At 32.1% G+C, this 23,252-nt stretch carries 21 protein-coding genes; 11 read left to right on the top strand and 10 right to left on the bottom strand.

Translation table 11 applies throughout. The features are described 5' to 3' along the window. The first annotated feature begins 48 nt into the window (after positions 1–48). From B0A68_RS11785 to B0A68_RS11775, 3 genes are all read left to right on the top strand, one after another. Positions 49–885 (top strand): sterol desaturase family protein, encoded by an 837-nt coding sequence (locus B0A68_RS11785; protein WP_035684079.1) that lies wholly within the window; start codon positions 49–51, stop codon positions 883–885. 112 nt (positions 886–997) lie between these two features. Continuing rightward, positions 998–1,276 (top strand): DUF2805 domain-containing protein, encoded by a 279-nt coding sequence (locus tag B0A68_RS11780; RefSeq protein WP_035684082.1) that lies wholly within the window; start codon positions 998–1,000, stop codon positions 1,274–1,276. Positions 1,277–1,397: 121 nt separating this feature from the next. Continuing rightward, positions 1,398–3,251 (top strand): M61 family metallopeptidase, encoded by a 1,854-nt coding sequence (locus B0A68_RS11775; RefSeq protein ID WP_035684085.1) that lies wholly within the window; start codon positions 1,398–1,400, stop codon positions 3,249–3,251. A gap of 55 nt (positions 3,252–3,306) precedes the next feature. Here B0A68_RS11775 and B0A68_RS11770 read toward each other — a convergent pair whose 3' ends face one another. Both B0A68_RS11770 and B0A68_RS11765 read right to left on the bottom strand, forming a co-directional pair. After that, complete coding sequence (locus B0A68_RS11770; RefSeq protein ID WP_035684088.1) at positions 3,307–3,750, bottom strand: hypothetical protein; 444 nt, start codon at positions 3,748–3,750, stop codon at positions 3,307–3,309. A 177-nt stretch (positions 3,751–3,927) separates the two neighbouring features. Then, positions 3,928–6,225 carry a GH92 family glycosyl hydrolase gene (locus B0A68_RS11765; protein ID WP_051892786.1) on the bottom strand — a complete coding sequence of 766 codons (2,298 nt, stop codon included), beginning with the start codon at positions 6,223–6,225 and terminating at the stop codon, positions 3,928–3,930. Positions 6,226–6,367: 142 nt separating this feature from the next. Here B0A68_RS11765 and B0A68_RS11760 point away from each other — a divergent pair, with 142 nt between their 5' ends. Then, the gene (locus B0A68_RS11760) at positions 6,368–6,991 is read left to right on the top strand and encodes a M949_RS01915 family surface polysaccharide biosynthesis protein (protein ID WP_035684093.1); all 624 of its coding nucleotides are present in this window, start codon (positions 6,368–6,370) and stop codon (positions 6,989–6,991) included. A gap of 47 nt (positions 6,992–7,038) precedes the next feature. Here the strand turns inward: B0A68_RS11760 and B0A68_RS11755 are convergent, their stop codons facing one another. From B0A68_RS11755 to B0A68_RS11745, 3 genes are all read right to left on the bottom strand, one after another. Continuing rightward, the gene (locus B0A68_RS11755) at positions 7,039–7,395 is read right to left on the bottom strand and encodes a hypothetical protein (protein WP_035684095.1); all 357 of its coding nucleotides are present in this window, start codon (positions 7,393–7,395) and stop codon (positions 7,039–7,041) included. Between the two features lie 92 nt (positions 7,396–7,487). Next, positions 7,488–8,666, bottom strand: a complete 1,179-nt coding sequence (locus B0A68_RS11750; protein ID WP_035684096.1) for an AIR synthase related protein — start codon at positions 8,664–8,666, stop codon at positions 7,488–7,490. A gap of 290 nt (positions 8,667–8,956) precedes the next feature. Further along, a complete protein-coding gene (locus tag B0A68_RS11745; protein WP_035684098.1) occupies positions 8,957–11,146 on the bottom strand; it encodes a glutamine synthetase III family protein in 2,190 nt (729 codons plus the stop codon). A 429-nt stretch (positions 11,147–11,575) separates the two neighbouring features. Here B0A68_RS11745 and B0A68_RS11740 point away from each other — a divergent pair, with 429 nt between their 5' ends. Both B0A68_RS11740 and B0A68_RS11735 read left to right on the top strand, forming a co-directional pair. Further along, a complete protein-coding gene (locus B0A68_RS11740; protein ID WP_035688072.1) occupies positions 11,576–12,592 on the top strand; it encodes a glutamine synthetase beta-grasp domain-containing protein in 1,017 nt (338 codons plus the stop codon). 198 nt (positions 12,593–12,790) lie between these two features. After that, positions 12,791–13,759 (top strand): TerC family protein, encoded by a 969-nt coding sequence (locus B0A68_RS11735; RefSeq protein WP_035684101.1) that lies wholly within the window; start codon positions 12,791–12,793, stop codon positions 13,757–13,759. 73 nt (positions 13,760–13,832) lie between these two features. Here the strand turns inward: B0A68_RS11735 and B0A68_RS11730 are convergent, their stop codons facing one another. The 4 genes from B0A68_RS11730 to B0A68_RS11715 form a co-directional block, all read right to left on the bottom strand. Next, a complete protein-coding gene (locus tag B0A68_RS11730) occupies positions 13,833–14,348 on the bottom strand; it encodes a hypothetical protein (RefSeq protein ID WP_035684104.1) in 516 nt (171 codons plus the stop codon). A gap of 92 nt (positions 14,349–14,440) precedes the next feature. Continuing rightward, a complete protein-coding gene (locus B0A68_RS11725) occupies positions 14,441–15,310 on the bottom strand; it encodes an alpha/beta hydrolase (RefSeq protein WP_035684107.1) in 870 nt (289 codons plus the stop codon). Between the two features lie 107 nt (positions 15,311–15,417). Further along, positions 15,418–17,451, bottom strand: a complete 2,034-nt coding sequence (locus B0A68_RS11720; protein WP_035684110.1) for a M13 family metallopeptidase — start codon at positions 17,449–17,451, stop codon at positions 15,418–15,420. Between the two features lie 81 nt (positions 17,452–17,532). Continuing rightward, entirely contained in the window at positions 17,533–18,405 is an 873-nt protein-coding gene (locus B0A68_RS11715; RefSeq protein ID WP_035684113.1) for an AraC family transcriptional regulator, read from the bottom strand. Between the two features lie 448 nt (positions 18,406–18,853). Between B0A68_RS11715 and B0A68_RS11710 the strand changes: the two genes are divergently transcribed. From B0A68_RS11710 to B0A68_RS11695, 4 genes are all read left to right on the top strand, one after another. Further along, entirely contained in the window at positions 18,854–19,213 is a 360-nt protein-coding gene (locus B0A68_RS11710) for a T9SS type A sorting domain-containing protein (RefSeq protein ID WP_035684116.1), read from the top strand. 435 nt (positions 19,214–19,648) lie between these two features. Continuing rightward, complete coding sequence (locus B0A68_RS11705) at positions 19,649–20,053, top strand: T9SS type A sorting domain-containing protein (protein ID WP_035684119.1); 405 nt, start codon at positions 19,649–19,651, stop codon at positions 20,051–20,053. A gap of 379 nt (positions 20,054–20,432) precedes the next feature. Further along, on the top strand, positions 20,433–20,837 hold the full coding sequence (locus B0A68_RS11700) for a T9SS type A sorting domain-containing protein (protein WP_035684122.1): 405 nt from the start codon (positions 20,433–20,435) through the stop codon (positions 20,835–20,837). Between the two features lie 369 nt (positions 20,838–21,206). Continuing rightward, positions 21,207–21,593, top strand: coding sequence for a hypothetical protein (locus B0A68_RS11695; protein WP_035684125.1), 387 nt, complete (start codon positions 21,207–21,209; stop codon positions 21,591–21,593). Positions 21,594–22,249: 656 nt separating this feature from the next. Here B0A68_RS11695 and B0A68_RS11685 read toward each other — a convergent pair. Continuing rightward, positions 22,250–22,645 (bottom strand): hypothetical protein, encoded by a 396-nt coding sequence (locus tag B0A68_RS11685; RefSeq protein WP_035684132.1) that lies wholly within the window; start codon positions 22,643–22,645, stop codon positions 22,250–22,252. 74 nt (positions 22,646–22,719) lie between these two features. Here B0A68_RS11685 and B0A68_RS11680 point away from each other — a divergent pair, with 74 nt between their 5' ends. Next, positions 22,720–23,217 carry a tyrosine-type recombinase/integrase gene (locus tag B0A68_RS11680; RefSeq protein WP_205623782.1) on the top strand — a complete coding sequence of 166 codons (498 nt, stop codon included), beginning with the start codon at positions 22,720–22,722 and terminating at the stop codon, positions 23,215–23,217. The last annotated feature ends 35 nt before the right edge of the window (positions 23,218–23,252 follow it).

Below are 23,252 nucleotides of genomic sequence, written 5' to 3'. Positions count from 1 at the left end.
TAATATTTCATCAATTTAATTAAATTTGAGTAAAAATTTTATTTAATTATGAATGAGATCATTTCATATTTTAGTACAATTCCTTCTTCGCATCGAAGTTTAATTTTGGTTGGAGGAATAACTATTTTCTGGCTGATAGAAAATAGTTTTCCGTTTTTTCTGATGCAATATAGAAAATGGCATCATGCAGGAATAAATTTCTTTCTTACTTTTACTACAATAATTGTCAATTTTATTCTTGCCTTCATTTTAATTAAAACTGCAAGCTGGACAACCGAAAATCATTTTGGAATATTGCAATGGATTCCAAAACTTCCTATTTGGCTTTATACAATCATCGGATTACTTTTGTTAGATCTGATTGGCGCTTATTTAGTTCATTTTATTCAGCACAAAGTAAAATTTTTATGGCGGTTTCATCTTATCCACCATACAGATACCTGGATAGATACAACAACTGCCAACAGACATCATCCCGGCGAAAGTGTAATGCGTTTTATATTTACCACTTTAGGTGTTTTAATTGTAGGAAGCCCAATGTGGATGGTGTTTTTATATCAATCGCTATCGGTTATAGCTTCACAATTTAATCACGCCAACATTTCACTCCCTAATAAACTGGATGTTTTCCTTAGTTACTTTATCGTTTCTCCAAATATGCATAAAGTGCATCATCATTATGTTTTACCTTACACAGATAGCAATTATGGAAATATTTTTTCGGTTTGGGACCGTCTTTTCGGTACATTTACGACGCTTTCAAAAGACAAATTAATATATGGAGTAGATACTCATATGCTGCCGGAAGAAAACAATAAATTAAAAAAATTACTGCAAATTCCGTTTCAAAAATCAAGATCTGCAAAAAATACCGAAAATCACTAAAAAAAACATGGATGATCGAACCAAGTAATTATTTTTTTTATTAATATTGAAACAGAAATTGAAAATCAATCTATTAATCATTAACCCCTATTTTTGAATTAATTTTCACGAGATGAAAAAGAGTAACCGCAAAGAATTAAATTGGGAACAAACCGAAAAACTTGTTTCGCTGGCTTTAGAAGAAAGAAATCCATTTGAAATCATAAAGAAAGAATTTGGATTGGCAGAAAAAGAAGTATTGGAGATCTTGAAAAAGAAAATGCCACTTGAAAAGTTTGAAATGTGGAAAAAAAAGGCTCTTGCAAATAAACCAAAACCAAAACCAGTCAAAATTGATGATTTTGATGAAGATTTGGATGGCAAATATTATATAAAAAATAAACTAGACTAAAAAAAACTCCTGAAAAACAGGAGTTTTTTTTTATATTTTCACTTTTGTGTAATTATATCATTAACTTCATGTAACTTTTTGAATTTTCAAGAGTCAAATAGAAATAATTAAACATTAATAAATGAAAAAAATAGTTTACACCTTAGCTCTGGCGGTAACGTTTTGGAGCTGTAAAACTGGAACTGGAACTACTAAAAGCAATGTAGTAGAAGTAAATATTAATCTTACTGATGTAAAAGATGATAAAGTACTCGTTACTGTAACTCCTCCCGCAATAAAAACAGACGAAGTTATTTACAGTATTCCGAAAACAGTTCCCGGGACATACTCTACAGACAATTATGGTAAATATTCAGATGATTTTAAAGCTTTTGATGCAAAAGGAAATGCATTAACAGTAAAAAGAATCGACGATAATTCATGGTCTATTGCAAATGCTAAGGCACTGACAAAAATCACCTATTTAACGGGAGATACTTTTGATACTGAAAAAGGAACTGGTTTTGGTAATGACGATATATTTTCTCCAGCAGGAACTAATATTAATGCAGGAGTAAACTTTATGGTTAATACACATGGATTTGTAGGGTATTTTAAAGACAAATTAGACGTTCCATACAAAGTTACCATTACACACCCGGAAACGCTTTGGGGAGCTACTTCTATGACAGATGAAGATGCCAGCAAAACAAGTGATGTATTTACTACTCCTCGTTATGCTGTTTTGGTTGAAAATCCTATTATGTATTCTAAACCAGATTACACAACATTTAACGTAAATGGAATGGATATTTTAATTGCTGTGTATTCTCCAACCGGAAAATATACTGCCGAAAGTATTACTCCAGAGATGAAAACGATGATGACAGCGCAGAAAAACTTTTTAGGAAAAGTAAATTCTACTAAAAAATATACTGTTTTATTGTATTTGTCAAGTATGGCCAAAGATGATGCACACGGTTTTGGAGCATTAGAACATCCTACCGCTACAACTGTGGTATTACCAGAGTCTATGCCTAAAGAAAAATTGGTTGAATCTATGAAAGATGTTGTTTCGCACGAATTCTTCCATATTGTAACGCCTTTGACTGTTCACTCAAAAGAAATTCAGTATTTTGATTATAACGCACCAAAAATGTCTGAGCATTTATGGATGTATGAAGGTGTAACAGAATATTTTGCAAACCTTTTCCAAATTAACCAAGGTTTGATAAATGAAGATGAATTCTATACTCGTATCGCTGATAAAATCGAACAGTCTAAAAGTTTAGACGATACAATGTCATTTACTAAAATGAGTGCCAATGTTTTAGAACAGCCTTACAAAGACCAATACTTAAATGTGTACCAAAAAGGAGCTTTAATAGGCATGTGCGTTGATATCATTATTAGAGAAAAAAGCAACGGAGAAAGAGGAATTCTTGATTTGATGCATAAATTATCTAATGAATATGGTATTGAAAAACCATTTAACGACAACGAACTTTTTGCTAAAATAACACAGTTGACGTATCCTGAAGTAGGAGAATTTTTGACTAAATATGTAGCGGGAACAACTCCAATTCCTTATGATTTTTATTTAGCTAAAGTTGGAGTAACTAAAGCAAAAGAGAAAAAACCAGGTCAGGTTTTCTTAAAGGGACAAACTCCTTATATTTCTATTGACAAACAAACTAAAGAAATTGCTGTTCGTTCGGATATTGAACCAAATGAATTTTTCAAAAACTTAAATTTAAAAGGTGGTGATAAAATTTTAGCAGTAAATAATAAATCTTATTCTCTAGATAATATTTATGATTTAATTGGAGAAAGTGAAAACTGGAAAGAAAATGATCCTATCACAGTTAAAATAAAACGTGCTGGTAAAGAAGAAACTATAAAAGGTACTGTAAAATTACCTTTTGAAGAGGCTGAAACATTTAAAGCTACAGACGCTTCTAAAGAGAAACTTAAAAATGCCTGGTTAAAAGGGTAAATTCTTTTTTAATATTATCATAAAAAAACCGACAAGTGATTGTCGGTTTTTTTGTTTATTTCTTAACGGGGAATTTCCAGTCAAATTCGTCTTTGTCGTTGATTATTGCGCCAACCTCAAACTTTACCACCTCATCAAATTCGGTTTGCAGAATAAACCAATTGTCTTCATTGAAATAATTTTCAAAAGTATCAAAAGTTTCCTGATTGTATTTTGTAATTCCTTTAGTAGCCAGATCTTTCTTTACGTCTGTAATTTTTCTTCCGATTAATTTGAAACCAAAAACTTCAAGATCATTGCTCGAAGCTACCAGATAACCTAATTTCAAGTCTTCTTCCTGATAAAAAGTCAATCTGATTTTATGAGCATTATAAACAAAAATAACATTATCATCTTCGTCTTTATAGTTTTTATCAGGTTTTCCTAAAGCAGCCGTTACATCGTTTTGCTTCATTCCGAAAAGCAATTTATCGATTCCTGATTTTAAATTTATTTTCATATTTGATTTTCTTTAATTGAAATGCAAATTTCGTGAAGTTTTTTGTTGTTCCGCCACGAATTACACAAATTTTCTCGAATTTAATTTTGTACTCATGTCAGGCCTAGTGTCCAGAGAATTCGTTCAGGGTGGTAAAAGAAACCTAACAGGTTTTAGAAACCTGTTAGGTTTAGCTCATCAATTCGAATAATTCTTCTTATTAGGTTTAGAACTCATATAAAACGTAATTTTTCCGCCATTTATAATATCTGAATGTTTTAAGAAAGGTCTGGAGAGTTCTTTTCCGTTCAATAAAACTTTACTCACAAATACATTTTTATCGGATTGATTAACGGTTTCAACTTCAAAGTTTTTTCCGTTTTCTAGGTTAAAAACCGCTTTTTTAATCAATGGACTTCCTAGAGCATATTCATCAGAACACGGCGCAACTGGATAAAAACCTAAACTGCTGAAAATATACCAGGCGCTCATTTGTCCGAAATCATCATTTCCTCCTAAACCGTCTGCTCCGTTGCGGTACATTTTTTTCAAAATCATTCTGATTTTGTCTTGTGCTTTCCAAGGTGAATTGGTCCAATTGTATAAATAAACAACGTGGTGAGAAGGCTCGTTTCCATGAACATAATTTCCAATGATTCCTTCTCTGGTAATATCTTCTGTATTTTCAAAATATTTATCCGGAAGATGCATATTAAATAAAGAATCCAGCCGAACATTAAATTTTTCATTCCCTCCCATCATTTTTATCATTTCAGCCGGGTCTTGTGGGACATACAAACTGTAATTCCACGAATTCCCTTCAATAAAACCTTGTCCGTGCGTGTCTAACGGATCAAATTCTTTCTTAAAAGTTCCGTCGTTTAATTTAGGACGCATGAATCCTGTTTTTTGATCGTAAACGTTTTTATAATTTTTGGATCTTTCTGTGAATTCATTATAAATATCCGTTTTACCTAATTTCTTTGCAGCCTGAGCAATTGCCCAATCGTCATAGGCATATTCTAAAGTTTTAGAAACGGAAGATCCGTTTTTATCTTCAGGAACATAACCCATTTTCATATAATATTCTAATCCGTCATAATAAGGCACTTTTGCCGTATTAACACACGCCTGAAGCGCTTTTTCGGCATCAAAATTAATATTCCCTTTTACAATCGCATCTGCAACCACTGAAACCGAATGATACCCAATCATACACCAGTTTTCATTAGCATAATGCGACCAGACAGGAAGCATTTTATGCACACTCTGATCGGAATGTGCCAGCATAGAACTCACCATATCTGCATTTCTTTTCGGCTGCACAATATTAAACAACGGATGCAAAGCTCTGTAAGTATCCCAAAGCGAGTAACTGGTGTAATTTGTAAAGTTCTCGGCTTTATGAACATTCATATCCAAACCTTTGTAATTTTTATCTAAATCCATGTATTCTGTCGGGCCAAGAAAGGAATGATACATTGCGGTATAAAAATTAACCAGATCTTCTTTTTGAATCGTTTCAATCTGGATTTTATTCAATTCTTTATTCCAAATTTCCTGACTTTGTTTTTTTACACTTTCAAAATCCCAATTCGGGATTTCTTTTTTCATGTTTTCTAATGCACCAGCTGAACTTACTGGCGATAAAGCCATTTTAATTTTGATTTTCTCGCCTTCTTTTGTATCAAAATCAAAAAACAATTTTAAGTTTTGACCAGCCATTTCCGGAAAGTTTTTGGTTTGATCAAATCTTCCCCAAAAACCTCTGTAAACACTTTTTTCCAGTTGAGCCTGTCCGTAACTTTTAATTGGTTTGCTAAAAGACATTGCAAAATAAACTGTTCTCGTTCTTGCCCAGCCGTTGGTCTGGCGATAACCAGTAATTAAAGTATCGTTTTCAACACGAACAAATGTCCAAACATTTTTTTTATCATAGTTATAAATTCCAGAAGTTAAATCCAGAATAATATGCGCGTCATCAGATTTAGGAAAAGTATATTGATGCATTCCTACTCTAGTCGTCGCAGTCAATTCAGCTTTAATGTTATGATCTTCCAGAAGTACGCTGTAATAAGCCGGTTCTGCTTTTTCTGTCGAATGAGAAAATGCTGAACGATAACCTGATAATGGTTTTGATGCTGTTCCGGGATTTAATTGTAATTTTCCGGTTGTCGGCATGATCAGAAAATCACCTAAATCAGAATGTCCGGTTCCGCTGAAATGGGTATGACTGAACCCAACAATTGTTTTATCTTCATATTGATAACCGGCACAATATTTATACACTTCGCCGTTATATTTTCCGTTTAATCCGTACGCAATTGTATCCGTTTCCGGACTTAACTGAACGCTTCCAAACGGAACTGTTGCTCCCGGATACGTGTGTCCCATTTTTGCTGTTCCAATCATCGGATCAACATATTGAATAAGATTTTTAAGTTCGCCAGCCTTTTTCTGCGCATTTATACTAATTGTAAAGACAAATAGCAGCATTCTAATCACAAAACGAAAATCAGTTTTTTGCAGCATATTGATGAAAATATTTAATTACTTTTTATTTTAGAAAATTACAATAAATTTAAATTTTAAACTAAATACATTTGAATATCTTTGAAATTCTAAAAATAAAAGCCTCATGAAAAAAATATTTTTGTTCCTGTTTTTAATTACTTCAATATTTGGTTTTTCTCAGAAAGTTGAAAGTTACAGATTAACAAAAGAACAAATAATACAGAGAGAGCTTAACGAAGTTTCTGATTTTCCTATTTACAAAGCTTTTGAATACAGCGATAAAGGTGGCGTTTATGATTTAATTTTAACTGAAAATAAAAAAATAATTTCAAAAAAAGATACTTTAAACACTAAGATTCAAGCAATTTGTGTGATGAATGATCATGGAGGATTTTTGGAAAAATGGAGAATTAATGATTTTCTCGAAGATTATATTCCGAAGGAAACTACCATTTGGTTCTGGACAAAATACTGCAGTACCAAAGATCTTGACGGCGATGGATTTATTGATCCAGTAATTGTGTATGGAACCAGAACAGAATATGGAGAAATAAGACGCGTAAAAATTATTACACTACATAATAACAAAAAATATGCAATACGCGCTGTTGAGTGTGATTTAGATCATTGCAGAAGTTTTAAGAAAGACCAAAACTTGAATTTATTACCTGAAAAAATACAAGTATATCTTGATCTCTTAATTGTAAAATTACGCAAAGAACAAAATCTTTTATTGACAGACGGATAAAATTAATTGTGAATTATCAATTGTTAATTGTTAATTGTTAATTAATTTTACTCATTCATTTCATCGTAACGCTGAGGAACTTGCGGATCATATAAAGGGCATTTGAATTCTTCCATCACATCGACCAATTTATTCATGGTTTTTCCTTCTGTTCCGTAGCAGTCAATTTTTACACTTTGAGTTGTTGTAGTTACCTGAAATGCGCCTTTCCCTTTTGGATTTTTCCAGCTGTTTTCGTCGACTCTTTCCCATTCTGAGAAAACAGAATTGATTCTATTTACGATTACTTCAATTTGAAGAACAGCCAGACCATCAACCTCTTCTTTTTCAACAAGGGCTTCGTAAACCTCCTGATTGTTCAGGTAAATTTCTTCTAAATATCTCCAAAAAAGTAATTCGTACATAGTATAAGTATTTTAAACCATATAAGTGATATAAGTTCATATTAAAGATTAGAAATTAAATGAACTTATATCACTTATATGGTTAATTTTATTTAATATTGAAATGTTCCGTATTCGCTGGTAATAGTAAGCTTTTTTGAATCTGAAGCTTCTACTCTACCCACAATTTGTGCATCAACATTAAATGACTTTGAAATTTCAATAATATCCTGTGCAATATTCTCCGGAACATAAATTTCCATTCTATGCCCACAGTTAAAAACCTGATACATTTCTTTCCAATCTGTTTTTGACTGTTCCTGAATTAACTTAAACAAAGGCGGCACAGGAAACAAATTGTCTTTTATAACGTGTAAGTCTTTAACGAAATGTAAAATTTTAGTCTGCGCTCCTCCACTGCAATGCACCATTCCGTGAATTTCGTCTGGTGTGTACGTATCTAAAATTTTCTTGATAATCGGCGCATACGTTCTGGTTGGAGAAAGTACCAATTGACCCGCGTTTATCGGGCTGTTTTCAACCTCATCGGTTAAATTTACCTGTCCAGAATAAATCAATTCTTCCGGTACAAGAGCATCGTAACTTTCTGGATATTTTTTAGCTAAATATTTTCCGAAAACATCATGACGCGCAGAAGTAAGTCCGTTACTTCCCATTCCGCCATTATAGCCTTTTTCATAAGAAGCCTGACCAAAAGAAGCCAAACCAACAATTACATCACCAGCTTTAATATTTGCATTATCTACTACTTTAGAACGTTTCATACGAGCTGTTACAGTAGAATCTACAATAATAGTACGAACAACATCTCCAACATCTGCAGTTTCTCCGCCAGTGGAATGAATCGTTACGCCAAAAGATTTTAATTCGTTGATTAATTCTTCTGTTCCGTTGATAATTGCCGAAATAACTTCTGCAGGAATTAAATTTTTATTTCTCCCAATCGTTGAAGAAAGTAAAATGTTATCTGTTGCTCCAACACATAATAAATCGTCGATATTCATGATTAAAGCATCCTGAGCAATTCCTTTCCAAACCGAAATATCGCCAGTTTCTTTCCAATACATATACGCCAAAGACGATTTTGTACCTGCGCCGTCTGCGTGCATAATTAAGCAGTAATCAGAATCCTGAGTTAAATAATCAGGAACAATTTTACAGAATGCCTGCGGAAATAAACCTTTATCGATATTTTTTATGGCGTTGTGTACGTCTTCTTTTGATGCCGAAACACCTCTTTGTGCGTACCTTTTGCTAGAATCTGAACTCATGAAAATTAGTTTGTGTTGATGTGGTGCAAAGATAATCCCTTTTTTTAATTCTTTGAATGATTCCTTATATTGATTGTGAAAAAGTTTTTGCCACGAATTGCACTAATTTTCACTAATTAAAATTATTTTATGGATTAAGGGATTGTGTAGAATTATTTACCACAAATTACACAAATCAGCACAAATTTTTATAAAGCAAAAATCATCCTTTGAGGATGATTTTTGTTCATGACTATTTAGAAAATTAAAAATAGAATTTGTAAAAATTTGTGCAATTCGTGGCAAAAAAATTATTTAGTAAATAACAGTTCTCTGTATTTAGTAAGTGTCCAGCTCTCGTCGTCTACTAATAATTCTAGTTTGTCGCAATGATTACGAATGTCTTCAAAATAAGGTTTTACTTTGTTGCAGTACGCTTCTGCCATTTTTTGAGCATCTGTCAGATGATTGGCTGTTCTTCTTTCGTCTGTCATGGCTAATACCTTAGAATTAATTCCTTCTATATGACCTGAAATTTCTTTAATTAAAACAATCTGCTCTTTTGCAATGGTTTCAAATTCTTTTCCGAAGATCTCTTTTAGACCTTTTACATTTTCAATTAAAGTATTTTGATAACGAATTGCCGTCGGGATTACATGATTTCTGGCAATATCTCCTAAAACCCTTCCTTCAATTTGGATCTTTTTGGTATATTCTTCTAATTCAATTTCGTAACGCGCTTCAGCTTCAACATGATTAAAAATTCCTAATTCGGCAAATAACTCTAATGCCTGTTTAGAAACTTTGGCTTTTATCGCTTCCGGCGTAGTTTTAAAATTACTCAAACCTCTTTTTGCTGCTTCTTTTTCCCATGCATCACTGTAGCCGTCTCCTTCAAAAAGAATCTTTTTAGACTGCTTAATATATTCTCTCAAAACATTGAAGATTGCATCGTCTTTCTTCATGTCTTTGGAGTCAATTAAATTATCGACTTCTATTTTAAAGTCTTTTAATTGTTTTGCTACAATAGCATTCAAAGTAGTCATGGCATTTGAGCAGTTTGCATTGGATCCTACTGCTCTAAACTCAAATTTATTTCCTGTAAAAGCAAAAGGCGATGTTCTGTTTCTGTCTGTATTATCCAAAAGTACATCTGGAATTTTACCCACAACGTTTAGTTTTAAATCTGTCTTTTCTTCTGGCGAAAGTTTTCCTGTGGTAACACTTTCTAATTCAGACAAAACCTTAGTCAGTTGTGCTCCGATAAAGACTGAAATAATTGCCGGCGGCGCTTCATTCGCACCCAATCTATGATCGTTGCTTGCTGTCGCGATAGAAGCTCTTAACAAGGTTTCGTAATCATTAACCGCTTTTATAGTATTAATAAAGAAAGTTAAAAATTGCAAATTACTCATTGGTGTTTTACTCGGACTCAACAAATTAACTCCGGTATCTGTTGCCAATGACCAGTTATTGTGTTTTCCTGAACCGTTTACACCTTTGAATGGCTTTTCGTGAAATAAAACTTTAAAATCATGTCGTTCTGCAACTCTTTGCATTACATCCATTAATAAAGAATTATGATCTACAGCCAGATTTGTTTCTTCAAAAATTGGTGCCAATTCAAATTGATTTGGCGCTACTTCGTTATGACGGGTTTTTACCGGAATTCCCAACAACATACATTCCTGCTCTAAATCTCTCATATAAGTAAGGGCGCGAGTCGGAATAGATCCAAAATAATGATCGTCTAACTGCTGTCCTTTTGCAGAAGTATGTCCTAATAATGTTCTTCCTGTCATCATTAAATCCGGACGAGAATTAGCCAAAGCTTTATCTATTAAGAAATACTCTTGTTCCCAGCCCAAAGTCGCAGTAACTTTTTTTACATTTTTGTCAAAATATTTACATACTTCTGTTGCAGCTTCATCCATAGCTGATAAAGCTCTCAATAACGGAATTTTATTGTCTAAAGCCTCTCCAGTGTACGCAATAAATACAGTCGGAATACAAAGTGTTGTACCGTATATAAAAGCAGGAGAAGTTGGGTCCCAAGCTGTGTAACCTCTGGCTTCGAATGTATTTCTGATTCCTCCATTCGGAAAACTTGATGCATCTGGTTCTTGCTGCACTAATTGTGCGCCTCCAAATTTTTCTACAGGATCGCTTCCGTCATAAGATGTTTCAAAAAAAGCATCGTGTTTTTCGGCAGTTGTCCCTGTCAAAGGCTGAAACCAGTGTGTATAATGTGTAACACCTTTTGCTAAAGCCCATTCTTTCATTCCCATAGCAATATAATCTGCCAGTTTTCTTTCTATCTTAGTTCCGTGCTGAATGGCGTCTCTTACTCCCTTAAAAGCATCAGAAGTCAAATACTGCTTCATCGCTTTTTCATTAAACACATTTAAACCAAAAAGATTTGATTTTCTATCGATTTCTTCAAAATGCACAGGCTTTCTTGTAGAAGCTTCTTTTAGAGCTTGGAAACGTAATGTTGACATTGTATGTAAATTTAAAATTCGTAATAGTTTTCACTAAAAAAATGAGGAACAAATATAAACAATAAAAAAGCCTGTTTTGAATATAAATAGCACAAATTTCCTCGACGATTTTTCAACAGAAGAAGCTTTTTTCGAAGAATAATGAATTGAAAGCAAAAAAATATAACAAATTCCCACAGCAATATCGATTAAATAAACATTTTTTCATAATTTCTTAACCATGAAATTCAAAAAAGTACCGTGTTTATTACGAATTTATTTTTTTAGGGTGTTAAAATTTGCTTTTTTTAAAACATACCCCCATGAAAATTACACTTATCTAAAAAATTATACATCCGTAAACAAAATAGCCCCCTAATTTTTAAGGCTGAAAAAATAAATCTATATTTGACCCAACGAAAAAAAACAAAAAAATTAATTTATATTATTATGGCTAAAATTAAGTTAGAGTACATTTGGTTAGATGGATATGAACCAACTCAAAATCTTAGAAGTAAAACTAAAGTTGAAGAGCATGAAAATTTCAAAGGAACACTAGAAGAGCTTGGAAACTGGTCATTTGATGGTTCGTCAACTAAACAAGCGGAAGGCGGATCTTCTGATTGTCTTTTGGTTCCTGTTGCTATTTACCCAGATCCAACTCGTATCAATGGATATTTAGTAATGTCTGAAGTTATGTATGCTGACGGAACTCCACACCCATCTAACGGTAGAGCTACAATTGATGATGATAATGATGATTTTTGGTTTGGTTTCGAACAAGAGTATTTCATCATGGATACTAAAACTTTATTGCCATTAGGTTTCCCTGTTGGAGGTTATCCTGCTCCACAAGGTATGTACTACTGTTCTGTTGGTGGAAAAAACACTCACGGAAGAAAATTAGTAGAAGAACATGCTGATTTATGTATCGCTGCCGGAATTAACTTTGAAGGTATTAACCAAGAGGTTGCCTGCGGACAATGGGAATTCCAATTATTCGCTAAAGGTGCTAAAAAAGCCGGAGACGAAATTTGGGTTGCTCGTTACTTATTAGATCGTTTGACTGAAAAATATGGTTACTATATTGAATATCACCCAAAACCTCTAGGAGATACAGACTGGAATGGTTCTGGAATGCATGCTAACTTCTCTAACGAGATTTTAAGAACATGCGGAGACCAGGCTACTTACGAAAGAATCTGTGAAGCTTTCCGTCCTGTTACTGCTGAGCATATTGCAGTTTACGGAGCTTACAATGACCAACGTTTAACTGGTAAACACGAAACTGCTTCTATTCACGATTTCTCTTATGGAGTTTCAGACAGAGGATGTTCTATCAGAATTCCTTTAATGACTGTTCAAAAAGGATGGAAAGGTTGGTTAGAAGACAGAAGACCAGCTTCAAACGGAGATCCATACAAAATTGCTGCTAGAATTATCAAAACTGTAAAATCAGCGCTATAATTCAAAGCTTAAATTATATCCTAAAAGTGCCAACTTAACTGTTGGCACTTTTTTTATTTATATCAAGCCGTATTTTTTCTTAATTTTAATAATAAAAAGACTTACTTTTTTTTTTAGAAAAAGGCTATTTAATTTTAGAAATAAATTTTTAAGTCTAAATCCAAAACCTATCTTTGTAAATCACTAAAAAATTGTATCATGATCGTCTGGATTTTATTTTTATTAGCCGTAGTTTTTATTCTTGCTTTGGATTTGGGAGTTTTTAATAAAAACCCTCATATCATCAGCACTAAAGAAGCAAGCAAATGGACGCTTATCTGGGTTACTTTATCCTTTCTTTTTTCTGGAGTAATTTATTGGCTTTACACTACAGATTATATTGCAAATCCTGACAATCTAAAACCAGCAGTAGCTTCTATGAAGTTTATTACCGGTTATTTAATCGAGTTGTCTTTAAGTGTTGATAATATCTTTGTAATTGCTATTATTTTTGCTTCTTTCAAAATTCCGCAAAAATACCAGCACAGAGTTTTATTCTGGGGAATTTTAGGCGCAGTAATTTTTCGCGGGTTGATGATTTTCTTTGGTGTAATGCTGATTAATAAATTTGCATGGACCACTTATGTGTTTGGACTTTTCCTTCTTTTTACTGCAATAAAAATGTTATTCTCGGGAGAAGATGATGATTTTGAACCTAAGAATTCTTTTGTATATAAAACATTGGGAAAAATTATTCCGATTACAGCCGAAATGGATCATGAGAAATTTTTTATTTCTACCAAAACAGCAAAAAGAGCTGCAACGCCTTTGTTTGTTGCTTTGATTGTAATTGAAGTTATGGACGTGCTTTTTGCTGTAGACAGCGTTCCCGCAATTCTTGCCATTACTTCTGATCCGTTTTTAGTATTCAGTTCTAATATATTTGCCATTCTTGGTTTACGTTCTATGTACTTTTTCTTAGCTAATATGCTGGAAAAATTCAGTTATTTAGAATACAGCTTAGTTGCAATTTTAGCCTTTGTAGGTTTAAAAATGCTTTTACACGAATGGATTCATATTCCAGAATGGGCATCGTTAGGATTTATTGCACTTTCTCTTTTAGTTGGTGTATTAGTTTCTTTGAAATTTGGAAAGGAAAAAGAACTTACTGATTCAAGCGAAGAATAAGTTTTAGAAACATTCATATATAAAAAAAGGAAATCTTACGATTTCCTTTTTTTATGCTTTTATTAAAGATGAATTAGAAATTAATTTTCTGAACTTCACTTTCTTTAATATTCAATTTAGTAATCACGTCTAAGTAACTATTTTTATTTACTTTAGAAGCAAAATCAGCCGGAACTACTACAATTCTAAAAATCTGATTTACTCTATAATCAGCTGGAACAGTTGCACGATCGTTTCCATCCAAATAAATATCTACATAATTATATGTGAAAACATATTTTAAAGAAAAATCTCTAGTTCCATCATCAAAGAAGTAAGTTTCTGGCAAAGCTTGCCAAACTGGTCTATTTGATGAATCCACTCCGCCAAAACGGTAAACTAAAACTACATCCGAATCGTAGATTCGAGTTGGAAAAGTAAATCTAACACTATAATTAGGAGATGTAAAATTATAATAATTTGGCGCTATATTTTCATAAACAGCTCCCAGAACATTAGTACCATCTTCTCCCGGAGGTCCTTCTGGTCCTTCACAACTAGAGAAAACAATTAAGCCGACAATGGCAAAAAGTGATAATATCTTTTTCATAATATTTTTTTTAAGGTTTGTACTATATATAAAGGTATTCCAAAAATCAAACCAAAAAAAGTAATTGGACTATTTTAAACTTATTTTTTTTATTATTTTTTAACAACTGCCTGATTTTTAAGCAATATTTTGTTAAAAAATAATACGTGGTACGGCAGCGAATTTTCCCAATAATCCCAAGTATGTGCGCCGGGACGCTCTGTATAGTCATGATCTACCTTACTGTAAACTAATCTTCTGTGAAGTTCTCTGTTGGGCTCTATAAGAAAATCATCAACACCGCAATCTATAATTAGGGGCAATTTGTTGGCTTTGAGTTTGTCCAGCATTCCTAAAACAGCGTGTTGTTCGTACATTTCGGTGCTGCCGCTTTTATCGCCAAATACGGGCTGCATCAATTTTACGATCTGCGCAGACGAATCTCGATTTAGCATAGCACTCATATCTACGGCACCGCTCATACTTCCTGCAGCACAAAACAAATCGGGATGTCTGGCCGAAAGATAAAGCGCTCCATGTCCGCCCATAGAAAGCCCTGTAATTACTCTGCCGTTTCTATTGCTTATGGTTTTATATGTTTTATCTACTTTCTGAATAACTTCCTGTGTGATAAAGGTCTCAAACTGACTTTCTTTGTTTACCGGACTATCTATATAAAAACTAAAAGTTTCTCCCTCCGGCATAACTATTATAATATTATATTGATCTGATAAAGTCTGAACTAATTTTTTGTTTGGAGTATTTTTCAGCCAATCACTAAAGTGGCCGTACGCACCGTGCAGTAAATACATTACCGGAAAGGCCCCTTTGCTTTTTGTATAGGAATTAGGTAAAACAACTGCGGCTTTGTAGGTTTTGCCCATAGCTGTACTCGCAACTTGTAAAGTATCTACTTTCGCCGCATATGACATTGCTGAAATGCATAAAAAGAATGCGAAAACTAAAATCTTAAAGTTTTTCATATTTATTTTTTTTCGATTAAGGATTGTAAATATAACTTTTCAAAATATATTATATGAAAAATCCGACTGGTTTTTTGCCAGCCGGATTTACTTTTAACTTAAATATCTTACCAGATTACTACTTGTTTGTCTTTTGGCACAAACATTTTATCACTTGGTTTTACATTAAATGCTTTATAAAACTCAGGCATATTAGTCAATGGGCCATTTACTCTAAATTTAGCTGGCGAATGTACATCTGTCATAATCGACCTTAAATTAGATTCGTCTGTTCTATTGATCATCCAGGCATAAGCATACGAAAGAAAATAACGCTGTTCTGGAGTCAGTCCGCTGATTTTTTCGTGTTTTTTATACTGTTCTGTTTTCTTAAAAGCATCAAAACCAACTACTACACCACCCAAATCGGCAATATTTTCTCCTTGTGTGGCTTCACCATTTATATGTTTACCAGCAATCTCAAAATTATTATATTGAGCAACTACTGCTTTTGTTTTTTCTTTAAATTTTTTCAGATCATCAGCTGTCCACCAATCTCTTAAGTTTCCATTTTCATCATATTTACTTCCCTGATCATCAAAACCGTGCGTAATTTCATGACCAAAAGTTGATCCTCCTATAATTCCGTATAAAACAGCATCGTCCGGCAGTCTTCCTTCAAAACCAGGAACAATAACATTACAAGCAGGAACTACAATCTCGTTATTATTTGGACTGTAATAAGCATTGTAAGTCTGAGGATAAATACTCCATTCTGTTTTATCTACTTTTTGACCAAACTTAAGAACCATATCATTATAATGCCAGATATTGGCATTCATTACATTTGCGCAGTAGGTTTTTCTGTCAATTGAAAGTGCACTCATATCTTTCCATTTATCCGGATATCCCACTTTCATCACAATTTTGTTAAGCTTTTGCAATGCCTTTTTCTTAGTAGCTTCGCTCATCCAATCCAGTTTTTTGATGTGCAATGCATAAACATCTTTAACATTGTTTCCAATTTCAAGCAATTTTTCTTTAGAGCCTTTTGGCAGATATTCGGCTACATATACCTGACCAATTAAATTTCCTAACAAATTATCTGTTTGCTTAACTGTTCTTTTCCATCTTGGTTTTTGCTCTTTAACACCATTCATAACAGTACTAAAAAAGTAAAAATCCTGTTTTTCAAAGTCTTTACTCAAAGAAGAAGCATAGGTATTAACAAGCGTCCACTTTAAATAGGTTTTCCATTCTTCAATAGAATATTTTTTTAATAATGTATTCAGATTTTTAAAAAATTCTGGCTGGGCTACAATTAAAGAATCGCCTTTTGGAATTCCTAAAATTGGCAAAACAGCTTTCCAATCTATATTAGGTGTCATTGCATTAAATTGTGCAACGGTCATTTTATTGTAGTTCTTAGCAGGATCTCTAAGATCTTCCAGTTTTCTCGAAGAAGATGCCAGATCAGTTTCCAGTTTCATGATCAGAGCAGCATTTTTTACTGCTGCTTCGTCATTTTCACCCGTTAACTTCATCATCGCCGCAACATGCTTCACGTATTCTTTTCTTATATTGACATTTCTTTCCTCGTTATCAAAATAATAATCCCTTTCTCCAAGACCTAGTCCGCCCTGATAGAAATACATAGCGTACTCAGAACTTTTTTTACTGTCCTGATATACATAAAATGAAAATGCCGGAGCTGCACTAACTGTTTGTAAATATGCGATAGATTTATTTAGGGAAGGAATATCATTTATGGCCTGAATTTTTTTCAATTCTGTATCAAGAGGTTTAATTCCAGCTTTATTTATAGTTACTGTATCCAATCCTGAAGCATAAAAATCGCCAATTTTCTGCTTATTGCTTCCTTTGGCTGCATCTTGTTCTTTTGCAGATTTTTGGCAGATTTGATTTATCTGAGAATCAATTGTATCTTGAATTGTTCTCCAGATTCCATTACTGCTTTCAGATTTTTTAATTGGATTTTTCTTGAACCAGCCATTATTTGCATACTTAAAAAAGTCTTCGGCTGGGTTAATTGTTGTGTCACGATTGGTGATTAAAGGATCAGGAAAATTTGTTTCTTTTTTACTACAGCCAGTCAAAGCAGCGATAGAAAGAACCAGAAGAGAAGTTCTTATAAAATTCATAGATATTTTGGGTTTAGTTTATTTTAGGGATTAAAAATAATCAATAAAACCAAACATAACATATAAATTTAAGGATTATTCCTATTTTATAATAATCTTATGTTCATGCCTGTACTGAGAAGCACTTTTACCGGTATACTGCTTAAATGATTTACTAAAGTGGCTGAAATTATTAAACCCGCTTTCGTAACATACTTCATTTATACTTATCGCTTTTTCGGCCAAAAGTTTTGAAGCATGCACCAAACGATATTCGTTTACAAATTCGGTAAAGGTTTTATTGGAAATTTTCTTAAAATAACGACAGAAAGACGGCGTAGTCATACTAACAAGACTCGAAACTTCGTCTAAAGCAATAGATTCCTGAAAATGATCTTTTACATAATTAAAAACTACATTAATTCTGTCATTATCCTGCGTCTGCAATTCTAACGAAAATCCGTCGGCGTTTAAAATAGTATATTCTTCAGAAGATTCTAATTCGTTCAAAATACTTAAGAGCGAAAGCAGACGTTCAAACGGAAGCTGATCTTCCATCATTTCGATTTTCTTTCCAATACGCTTTTTAGTTTCACCACCAAAAGCAATTCCGCCTTTTGACTGACTCAAAATACTTTGAATCTTTTTCATTTCCGGCACCGCAAAAAAGTCATTGCCTAAAAATTCTGGTTTAATATGAATAACGGTTTCATTTATGTTTCCAGTATCTTCATTCGTAAAACCACAATGCGGCAAATTTGAGCCAATGAGTAATAGACTTCCATTCGTATAATAAGAAACATGGCTTCCTATTTGTCTTTTTCCTGCCCCGCCATTAATAAAGACCAACTCAATCTCTGGATGATAATGCCATAAATGAGCTTTGCTATTGGTCTTTTCGGCGTGTTTTGTGTAGGTAAAAGAACTTCCGTATGAGTTAGTTATCACTTCAAGAGCTGGGGCTAATGTCTTCATGATAAAATCTTTAAAAAATAATAGCAAATTTAACAAAATTACCTAAAATAATTCAAACTTTAACCTACATCGGTTTCGTTAATGAGAATTTCACATCAAAATTAAAAAAATTAGCTTGTCACATCTTCATGAAACTGATCCTTTTTTGGACGACCCGTATTTTTTATCGATTATTTTTTCTGATATCGCATTTTAACCATCTTTTTTATAAAGATCTCTCATTTTGTAAGAAATAATGAAGATTTTAGTAATTCTTAATTTAAACAAATCATTAAAAAATAGTAACTGAATTAACACAAACATCGAATATAATTCAAATTTTAACCTATAACGGTTTCGTAAATGAGAATATAGCATATAAATTGGAAAATTGAGTTGTGCAAAAAAAGCAGCTGCTGAAGTAATTTTACATCAGAGAAATGAACTAAAAATTTAAACATTGAGAATTATGAAAAAGATTATAAAATTAAGTTTAGTATGTGCAGTGCTTTTATCAGGAATGAGTACTTATGCAATTGATGGTAAAGATGATTTTAATCTTCATGTATTAAAAGGAAACGGAAGATATATTACGTTTGCTTTAAATCAGACTCAAAAAGCAAGTTTAAGTATTTATGCTGCAAATGGAGATTTACTTTATTTTGAAAACGCATCTGGTAAAGACGGAATCTTAAGAACTTTCAGCTTAGAAGAATTTCCAACAGGAACTTATTTCTTGGAAGTTGATGACAACAACAAAAAAGTAAAATACGAAATCACAGTAAAAGGAGATACTTCTGTTTTATCAAGAAAAGCAGTTGTACTTTAATAAAAATATAAGCGAAGCAGTTCGCTAAAAGAGTTTATACTTGTAATACAGTATAAAGTGAGGTTAGATAGTTAGTAAGTTTAAAAACTTTTAAAGTTTTAGAAACAGCTCTTTGTGGTTATTGAGCTGTTTTTTTTTGTTCTTTACTTTTTTTTGATTCTTAATTTTTTTAAATCATATTTAATACTATCATTTTTTACAGATATAACAATTGTAAGAAAATTTAATATTTAAGAAATATTAAATTTTAAAAAAACATTAAAAAATAATAACCGAATTAACAAAAACGTAATATATAATTCAAATTTTAACCTATAACGGTTTCGTAAATGAGAATTTAGCATCGAAATTGGAAAATTCAGTTGTGTAAAAAAAGTAAGGATCAGAGTAATTTAGCATCAGAGAATTAGAACTATTAATTTAAAACTAAATACCATGAAAAAGATTGTAAGATTGAGTTTAGTATGTGCTGTACTTTTATCAGGAATAAGTACTTATGCAATTGATGGAAAAGAAGATTTTAATCTTCAGGTAATTAAGACTGACGGAAAGGTGATTACTTTTGCTATTAACAAACTGCAAAAAGCCAGCCTATCTATATATGACAAAGAAGGCTCTCTAATTTATTCTGAAAGAGCTTCTGGTAAAGAAGGAATTTTAAGAACTTTTAGCTTAGAAGAATTTCCGGAAGGAACTTACTTCCTGGAAGTTGAAGACAATACAAAAATAGAAAGACACGAAATTACAATTACTGATGATGCTTCGGTTTTATCAAGAAAAGCATTTTCATCTGTTTACAAATCAGGTTCTGATAAAAATACAAGCGTAGCAGTACGCTAAAAAAGTTTTATACTCGTAATAAGTATAAAAGTGAGGTTAGATAGTTAGTAAGTTTAAAAACTTTTAAGTTTTAGAAACAGCTCTTTGTGGTTATTGAGCTGTTTTTTTTGTGCCTTATTTTTTTGAATTTCCTGCTCATTTCTTAATCTTGAAATGTTATTAAAAAGTTAGACAAAAGTAAAGCCAATCAGAACAAAACGTTGAAATATAATAACTGAATTAACAAAAACGATAAATATAATTCAAAATTTAACCTATAACGGTTTCGTAAATGAGAATTTAGCATCGAAATTGGAAAATGCAGTTGTGTAAATACATACATTTCATAAGTAATTTAGCATCAGAGAATTAGAACTAATAATTTAAAAAAACTATTGCTATGAAAAAGACGTTTAAAATGAGTTTAGCAGCAGCGATACTATTCAGCGGAATTAGTGCGTATGCAATTGATGGGAATGCAGATCTGAATGTTCAGGTATTAAAAGCTACCGGAAAGCGAATTACTTTTGCACTTAATCAGATTAAAAAAGCAAACTTGACAATTTATGATGAAGAAGGTACTTTAATTTATTCTGAAAGTGCTTCTGGTAAAGATGGAATTTTGAGAACTTTCAGTCTTGAAGAATTTCCAGAAGGAACTTACTTCTTAGAAGTTGAGGATAATGTAAAAAAGGTAAGACACGAAATTACGATTGTAAACAATTCGTCTGTTTTGTCCAGAAAAGCAATTTCGTCTGTTTACAAAGATGGATTTACTAAAAATTCAAGCATAGCAGTACGCTAAGAAGTTATGATCTCATTATTTAAAAAAACGAGATTAAAAGTCGAAAAAATGATTTTTTAAGAACAGCTCTTTATGGTAATTGAGCTGTTTTTTTATGCTATTTTTTAAACAAACAGCACTTGAATTTTTCTTTTGAAAAATTATTCTTAATAAATATTCAGGCTTAAATTTTTATAACAAAAAAAATATAAAATAAATAAATCCGAAACCTCAACATTTACGTACATAGCGTAGAGAAAGTACAGAAATAGTTTTAATTCAGCATTTTAGAAGTCAAAAAAGTTGATTTTCTTGCATAAAAATTAAAATTGTATTTGTAGTTTTGGATGTTCCACATTTAGTAATATTAGTAATAAACATTAAAAAAACATGACAAAATTTACCAAGAACGGGTTGGTTGCTGCCTTTTTTTTAGCAACAATTTTTACTTATGCCATTGATGGAAAAGGCGACTACATTTTAAACATTCAAACCGGAAACGGAAAAGTAGTAAGCTTTACTTTAGACACGTTTGAAAAATCATCTTTTTCTATCTATGACGAAAATCACAATTTACTTTATGCGGGAGATTCTGCAGCAGACAAACTAGAAATTTCAAAAACAATAAGTTTAGAAGGTTTTCCAGCCGGAACTTATGTTTTAGAGGTTAAAGCAAACGAAAAAGTTGCTACTCATGAAATTAAAGTTGCTGTAAAAAAGGTCAAAACAGTGAAGTTAGACAATTCAGTAAACGAACATCCTGGATTTCGTCGTTAAACCACCTTTTTTGCCCTAAAAAGTTAAAAAGCAGTTCTGGGATGGAACTGCTTTTTTGTTTAAATACCTTTTGAGAATATTATTTGTCTTTTAATAATTTTTCTAAATATTCGATTTTGTGTTGGGCAGGTTGTTGGTGAATGATTTTCTTTTTTTTTGCTATTCCAAAGCGTTATAAACATAGCTCGTGGTTTCAACCACGGGAACGTAATATTGTCTTTCTTATATTGTGTCCCCCGTGGTTAAACCACAGGCTATATTTGACAATTGGATTTTGTAGTTTTGATGGTGTGAGTATCTCACTCGTAATATCCGGAATTCAGCACTACTTTTTTAACTCCGTTTTCTTCATTCGATCAGCAATATCACTAACTCTTTTTGATAGTACTGAAAGTATAATAATTAAGAACAAAATACTTCCTAAATAAAGTGAAATACCGTCAGCACCATACGCTTTATAAAATAATTCTCTGGGTGAAGAATAATTTGTAAAGTAGAATAGAACTTCTCCCCAAATAAATAAAAATAGAACGTAAGCTAAACGCTGTAAACTTTTTGATATTTTAATAAGTAGATTTATTTCATACATAGAAAATAATATAACTTCTCTCTTGAAAACTATTTTTGATTTTTTAAATACTTATAGATTGTCATTACTAATTTGCTTTTGGACTATATAATATTTTGTCTTTTAGTGCTTGAGTAAGAATTGAATGTAAATCTTCAAACATCCATAGCTTCATTGGAACTATTTGAATATGCTCAACCGGAAGCCAAGCTTTGCAAGAAAATCTCAAAAGAGCTTCGCTAGCTCTTTCTTTATTATCAATTTTAATATATAGCCTTGCAGCATTAATATGATGATCTTCATTCTTTATTTTATCTGCATAAATTTCGTAATATTTAAGAGCTAATATTGTATTATACTTTTCGAACATAAAATGAAGGAGATATTCAGCTCCTTCTACACTACTATAATCTAACTTTGGTCGATACTTTTTTAATTGCTCTACAAACTCTTCCTGTTTATTTCCATTTTCAACGATATCCAACTCTTTAGGATAGCCTTAAAAATTCAATTACTACTAGCGATTATCTAAATTTTGATTCAACCCTGAACAAAGCAGTGAAAATTATCAAAACAGAAAAAAATTATAAACTAGGATTTTTAATAGTTTTTGGGATAAATGCTGGATTGCGAATTTCTGATATCCTAAAATTAAAATTTGAAGATTTAGAAAATGATTCAATTTCATTGGTAGAATCTAAAACTAATAAGAAACGTGTTATTCGATTAAATGACAATATAAAGAATGCATATGAGCTTCTTAAAACAAGAACAGATGTAAGAGCTGGTTACATTTTCACTTCAAACCAGTCAACAGTAATAACTGTTCAATATGTAAACAGAAAACTAAAAGAAATATTTGGAACTAAAAATATTGCAATTAGTAGTCATTCACTAAGAAAAACTTTTGGTCGCCAAGTTTGGTCTAATAATAATGAAACAGAAAAAGCACTACTTTATCTTAGTGAATTATTCAATCATTCATCTCCATCGATAACAAAAAGATATTTAGGTATTAGACAAGAAGAATTAGATGACATTTATATGAATTTATAATACTACTTAATAAAATATTTTTTCCTTCTAACTTT

Origin of the sequence: Flavobacterium reichenbachii, assembly GCF_002217435.1 — a bacterium.
In the GTDB taxonomy this organism is placed as follows: domain Bacteria; phylum Bacteroidota; class Bacteroidia; order Flavobacteriales; family Flavobacteriaceae; genus Flavobacterium; species Flavobacterium reichenbachii.
Note: the sequence above shows the minus strand (reverse complement) of the source record. Positions and strands in the feature narration are given on the sequence as shown.

What these genes read in the sequence shown, in the direction of transcription:
- B0A68_RS11780 (WP_035684082.1), top strand. Translation starts at nt 998, where the DNA reads ATGAAAAAGAGTAACCGCAAAGAATTAAATTGGGAACAAACCGAAAAA.
- B0A68_RS11765 (WP_051892786.1), bottom strand. Translation starts at nt 6,225, where the DNA reads ATGCTGCTATTTGTCTTTACAATTAGTATAAATGCGCAGAAAAAGGCT.
- B0A68_RS11735 (WP_035684101.1), top strand. Translation starts at nt 12,791, where the DNA reads ATGATCGTCTGGATTTTATTTTTATTAGCCGTAGTTTTTATTCTTGCT.
- B0A68_RS11705 (WP_035684119.1), top strand. Translation starts at nt 19,649, where the DNA reads ATGAAAAAGATTGTAAGATTGAGTTTAGTATGTGCTGTACTTTTATCA.
- B0A68_RS11715 (WP_035684113.1), bottom strand. Translation starts at nt 18,405, where the DNA reads ATGAAGACATTAGCCCCAGCTCTTGAAGTGATAACTAACTCATACGGA.
- B0A68_RS11740 (WP_035688072.1), top strand. Translation starts at nt 11,576, where the DNA reads ATGGCTAAAATTAAGTTAGAGTACATTTGGTTAGATGGATATGAACCA.
- B0A68_RS11775 (WP_035684085.1), top strand. Translation starts at nt 1,398, where the DNA reads ATGAAAAAAATAGTTTACACCTTAGCTCTGGCGGTAACGTTTTGGAGC.
- B0A68_RS11770 (WP_035684088.1), bottom strand. Translation starts at nt 3,750, where the DNA reads ATGAAAATAAATTTAAAATCAGGAATCGATAAATTGCTTTTCGGAATG.
- B0A68_RS11745 (WP_035684098.1), bottom strand. Translation starts at nt 11,146, where the DNA reads ATGTCAACATTACGTTTCCAAGCTCTAAAAGAAGCTTCTACAAGAAAG.
- B0A68_RS11785 (WP_035684079.1), top strand. Translation starts at nt 49, where the DNA reads ATGAATGAGATCATTTCATATTTTAGTACAATTCCTTCTTCGCATCGA.
- B0A68_RS11755 (WP_035684095.1), bottom strand. Translation starts at nt 7,395, where the DNA reads ATGTACGAATTACTTTTTTGGAGATATTTAGAAGAAATTTACCTGAAC.
- B0A68_RS11710 (WP_035684116.1), top strand. Translation starts at nt 18,854, where the DNA reads ATGAAAAAGATTATAAAATTAAGTTTAGTATGTGCAGTGCTTTTATCA.
- B0A68_RS11725 (WP_035684107.1), bottom strand. Translation starts at nt 15,310, where the DNA reads ATGAAAAACTTTAAGATTTTAGTTTTCGCATTCTTTTTATGCATTTCA.
- B0A68_RS11730 (WP_035684104.1), bottom strand. Translation starts at nt 14,348, where the DNA reads ATGAAAAAGATATTATCACTTTTTGCCATTGTCGGCTTAATTGTTTTC.
- B0A68_RS11700 (WP_035684122.1), top strand. Translation starts at nt 20,433, where the DNA reads ATGAAAAAGACGTTTAAAATGAGTTTAGCAGCAGCGATACTATTCAGC.
- B0A68_RS11695 (WP_035684125.1), top strand. Translation starts at nt 21,207, where the DNA reads ATGACAAAATTTACCAAGAACGGGTTGGTTGCTGCCTTTTTTTTAGCA.
- B0A68_RS11720 (WP_035684110.1), bottom strand. Translation starts at nt 17,451, where the DNA reads ATGAATTTTATAAGAACTTCTCTTCTGGTTCTTTCTATCGCTGCTTTG.
- B0A68_RS11750 (WP_035684096.1), bottom strand. Translation starts at nt 8,666, where the DNA reads ATGAGTTCAGATTCTAGCAAAAGGTACGCACAAAGAGGTGTTTCGGCA.
- B0A68_RS11760 (WP_035684093.1), top strand. Translation starts at nt 6,368, where the DNA reads ATGAAAAAAATATTTTTGTTCCTGTTTTTAATTACTTCAATATTTGGT.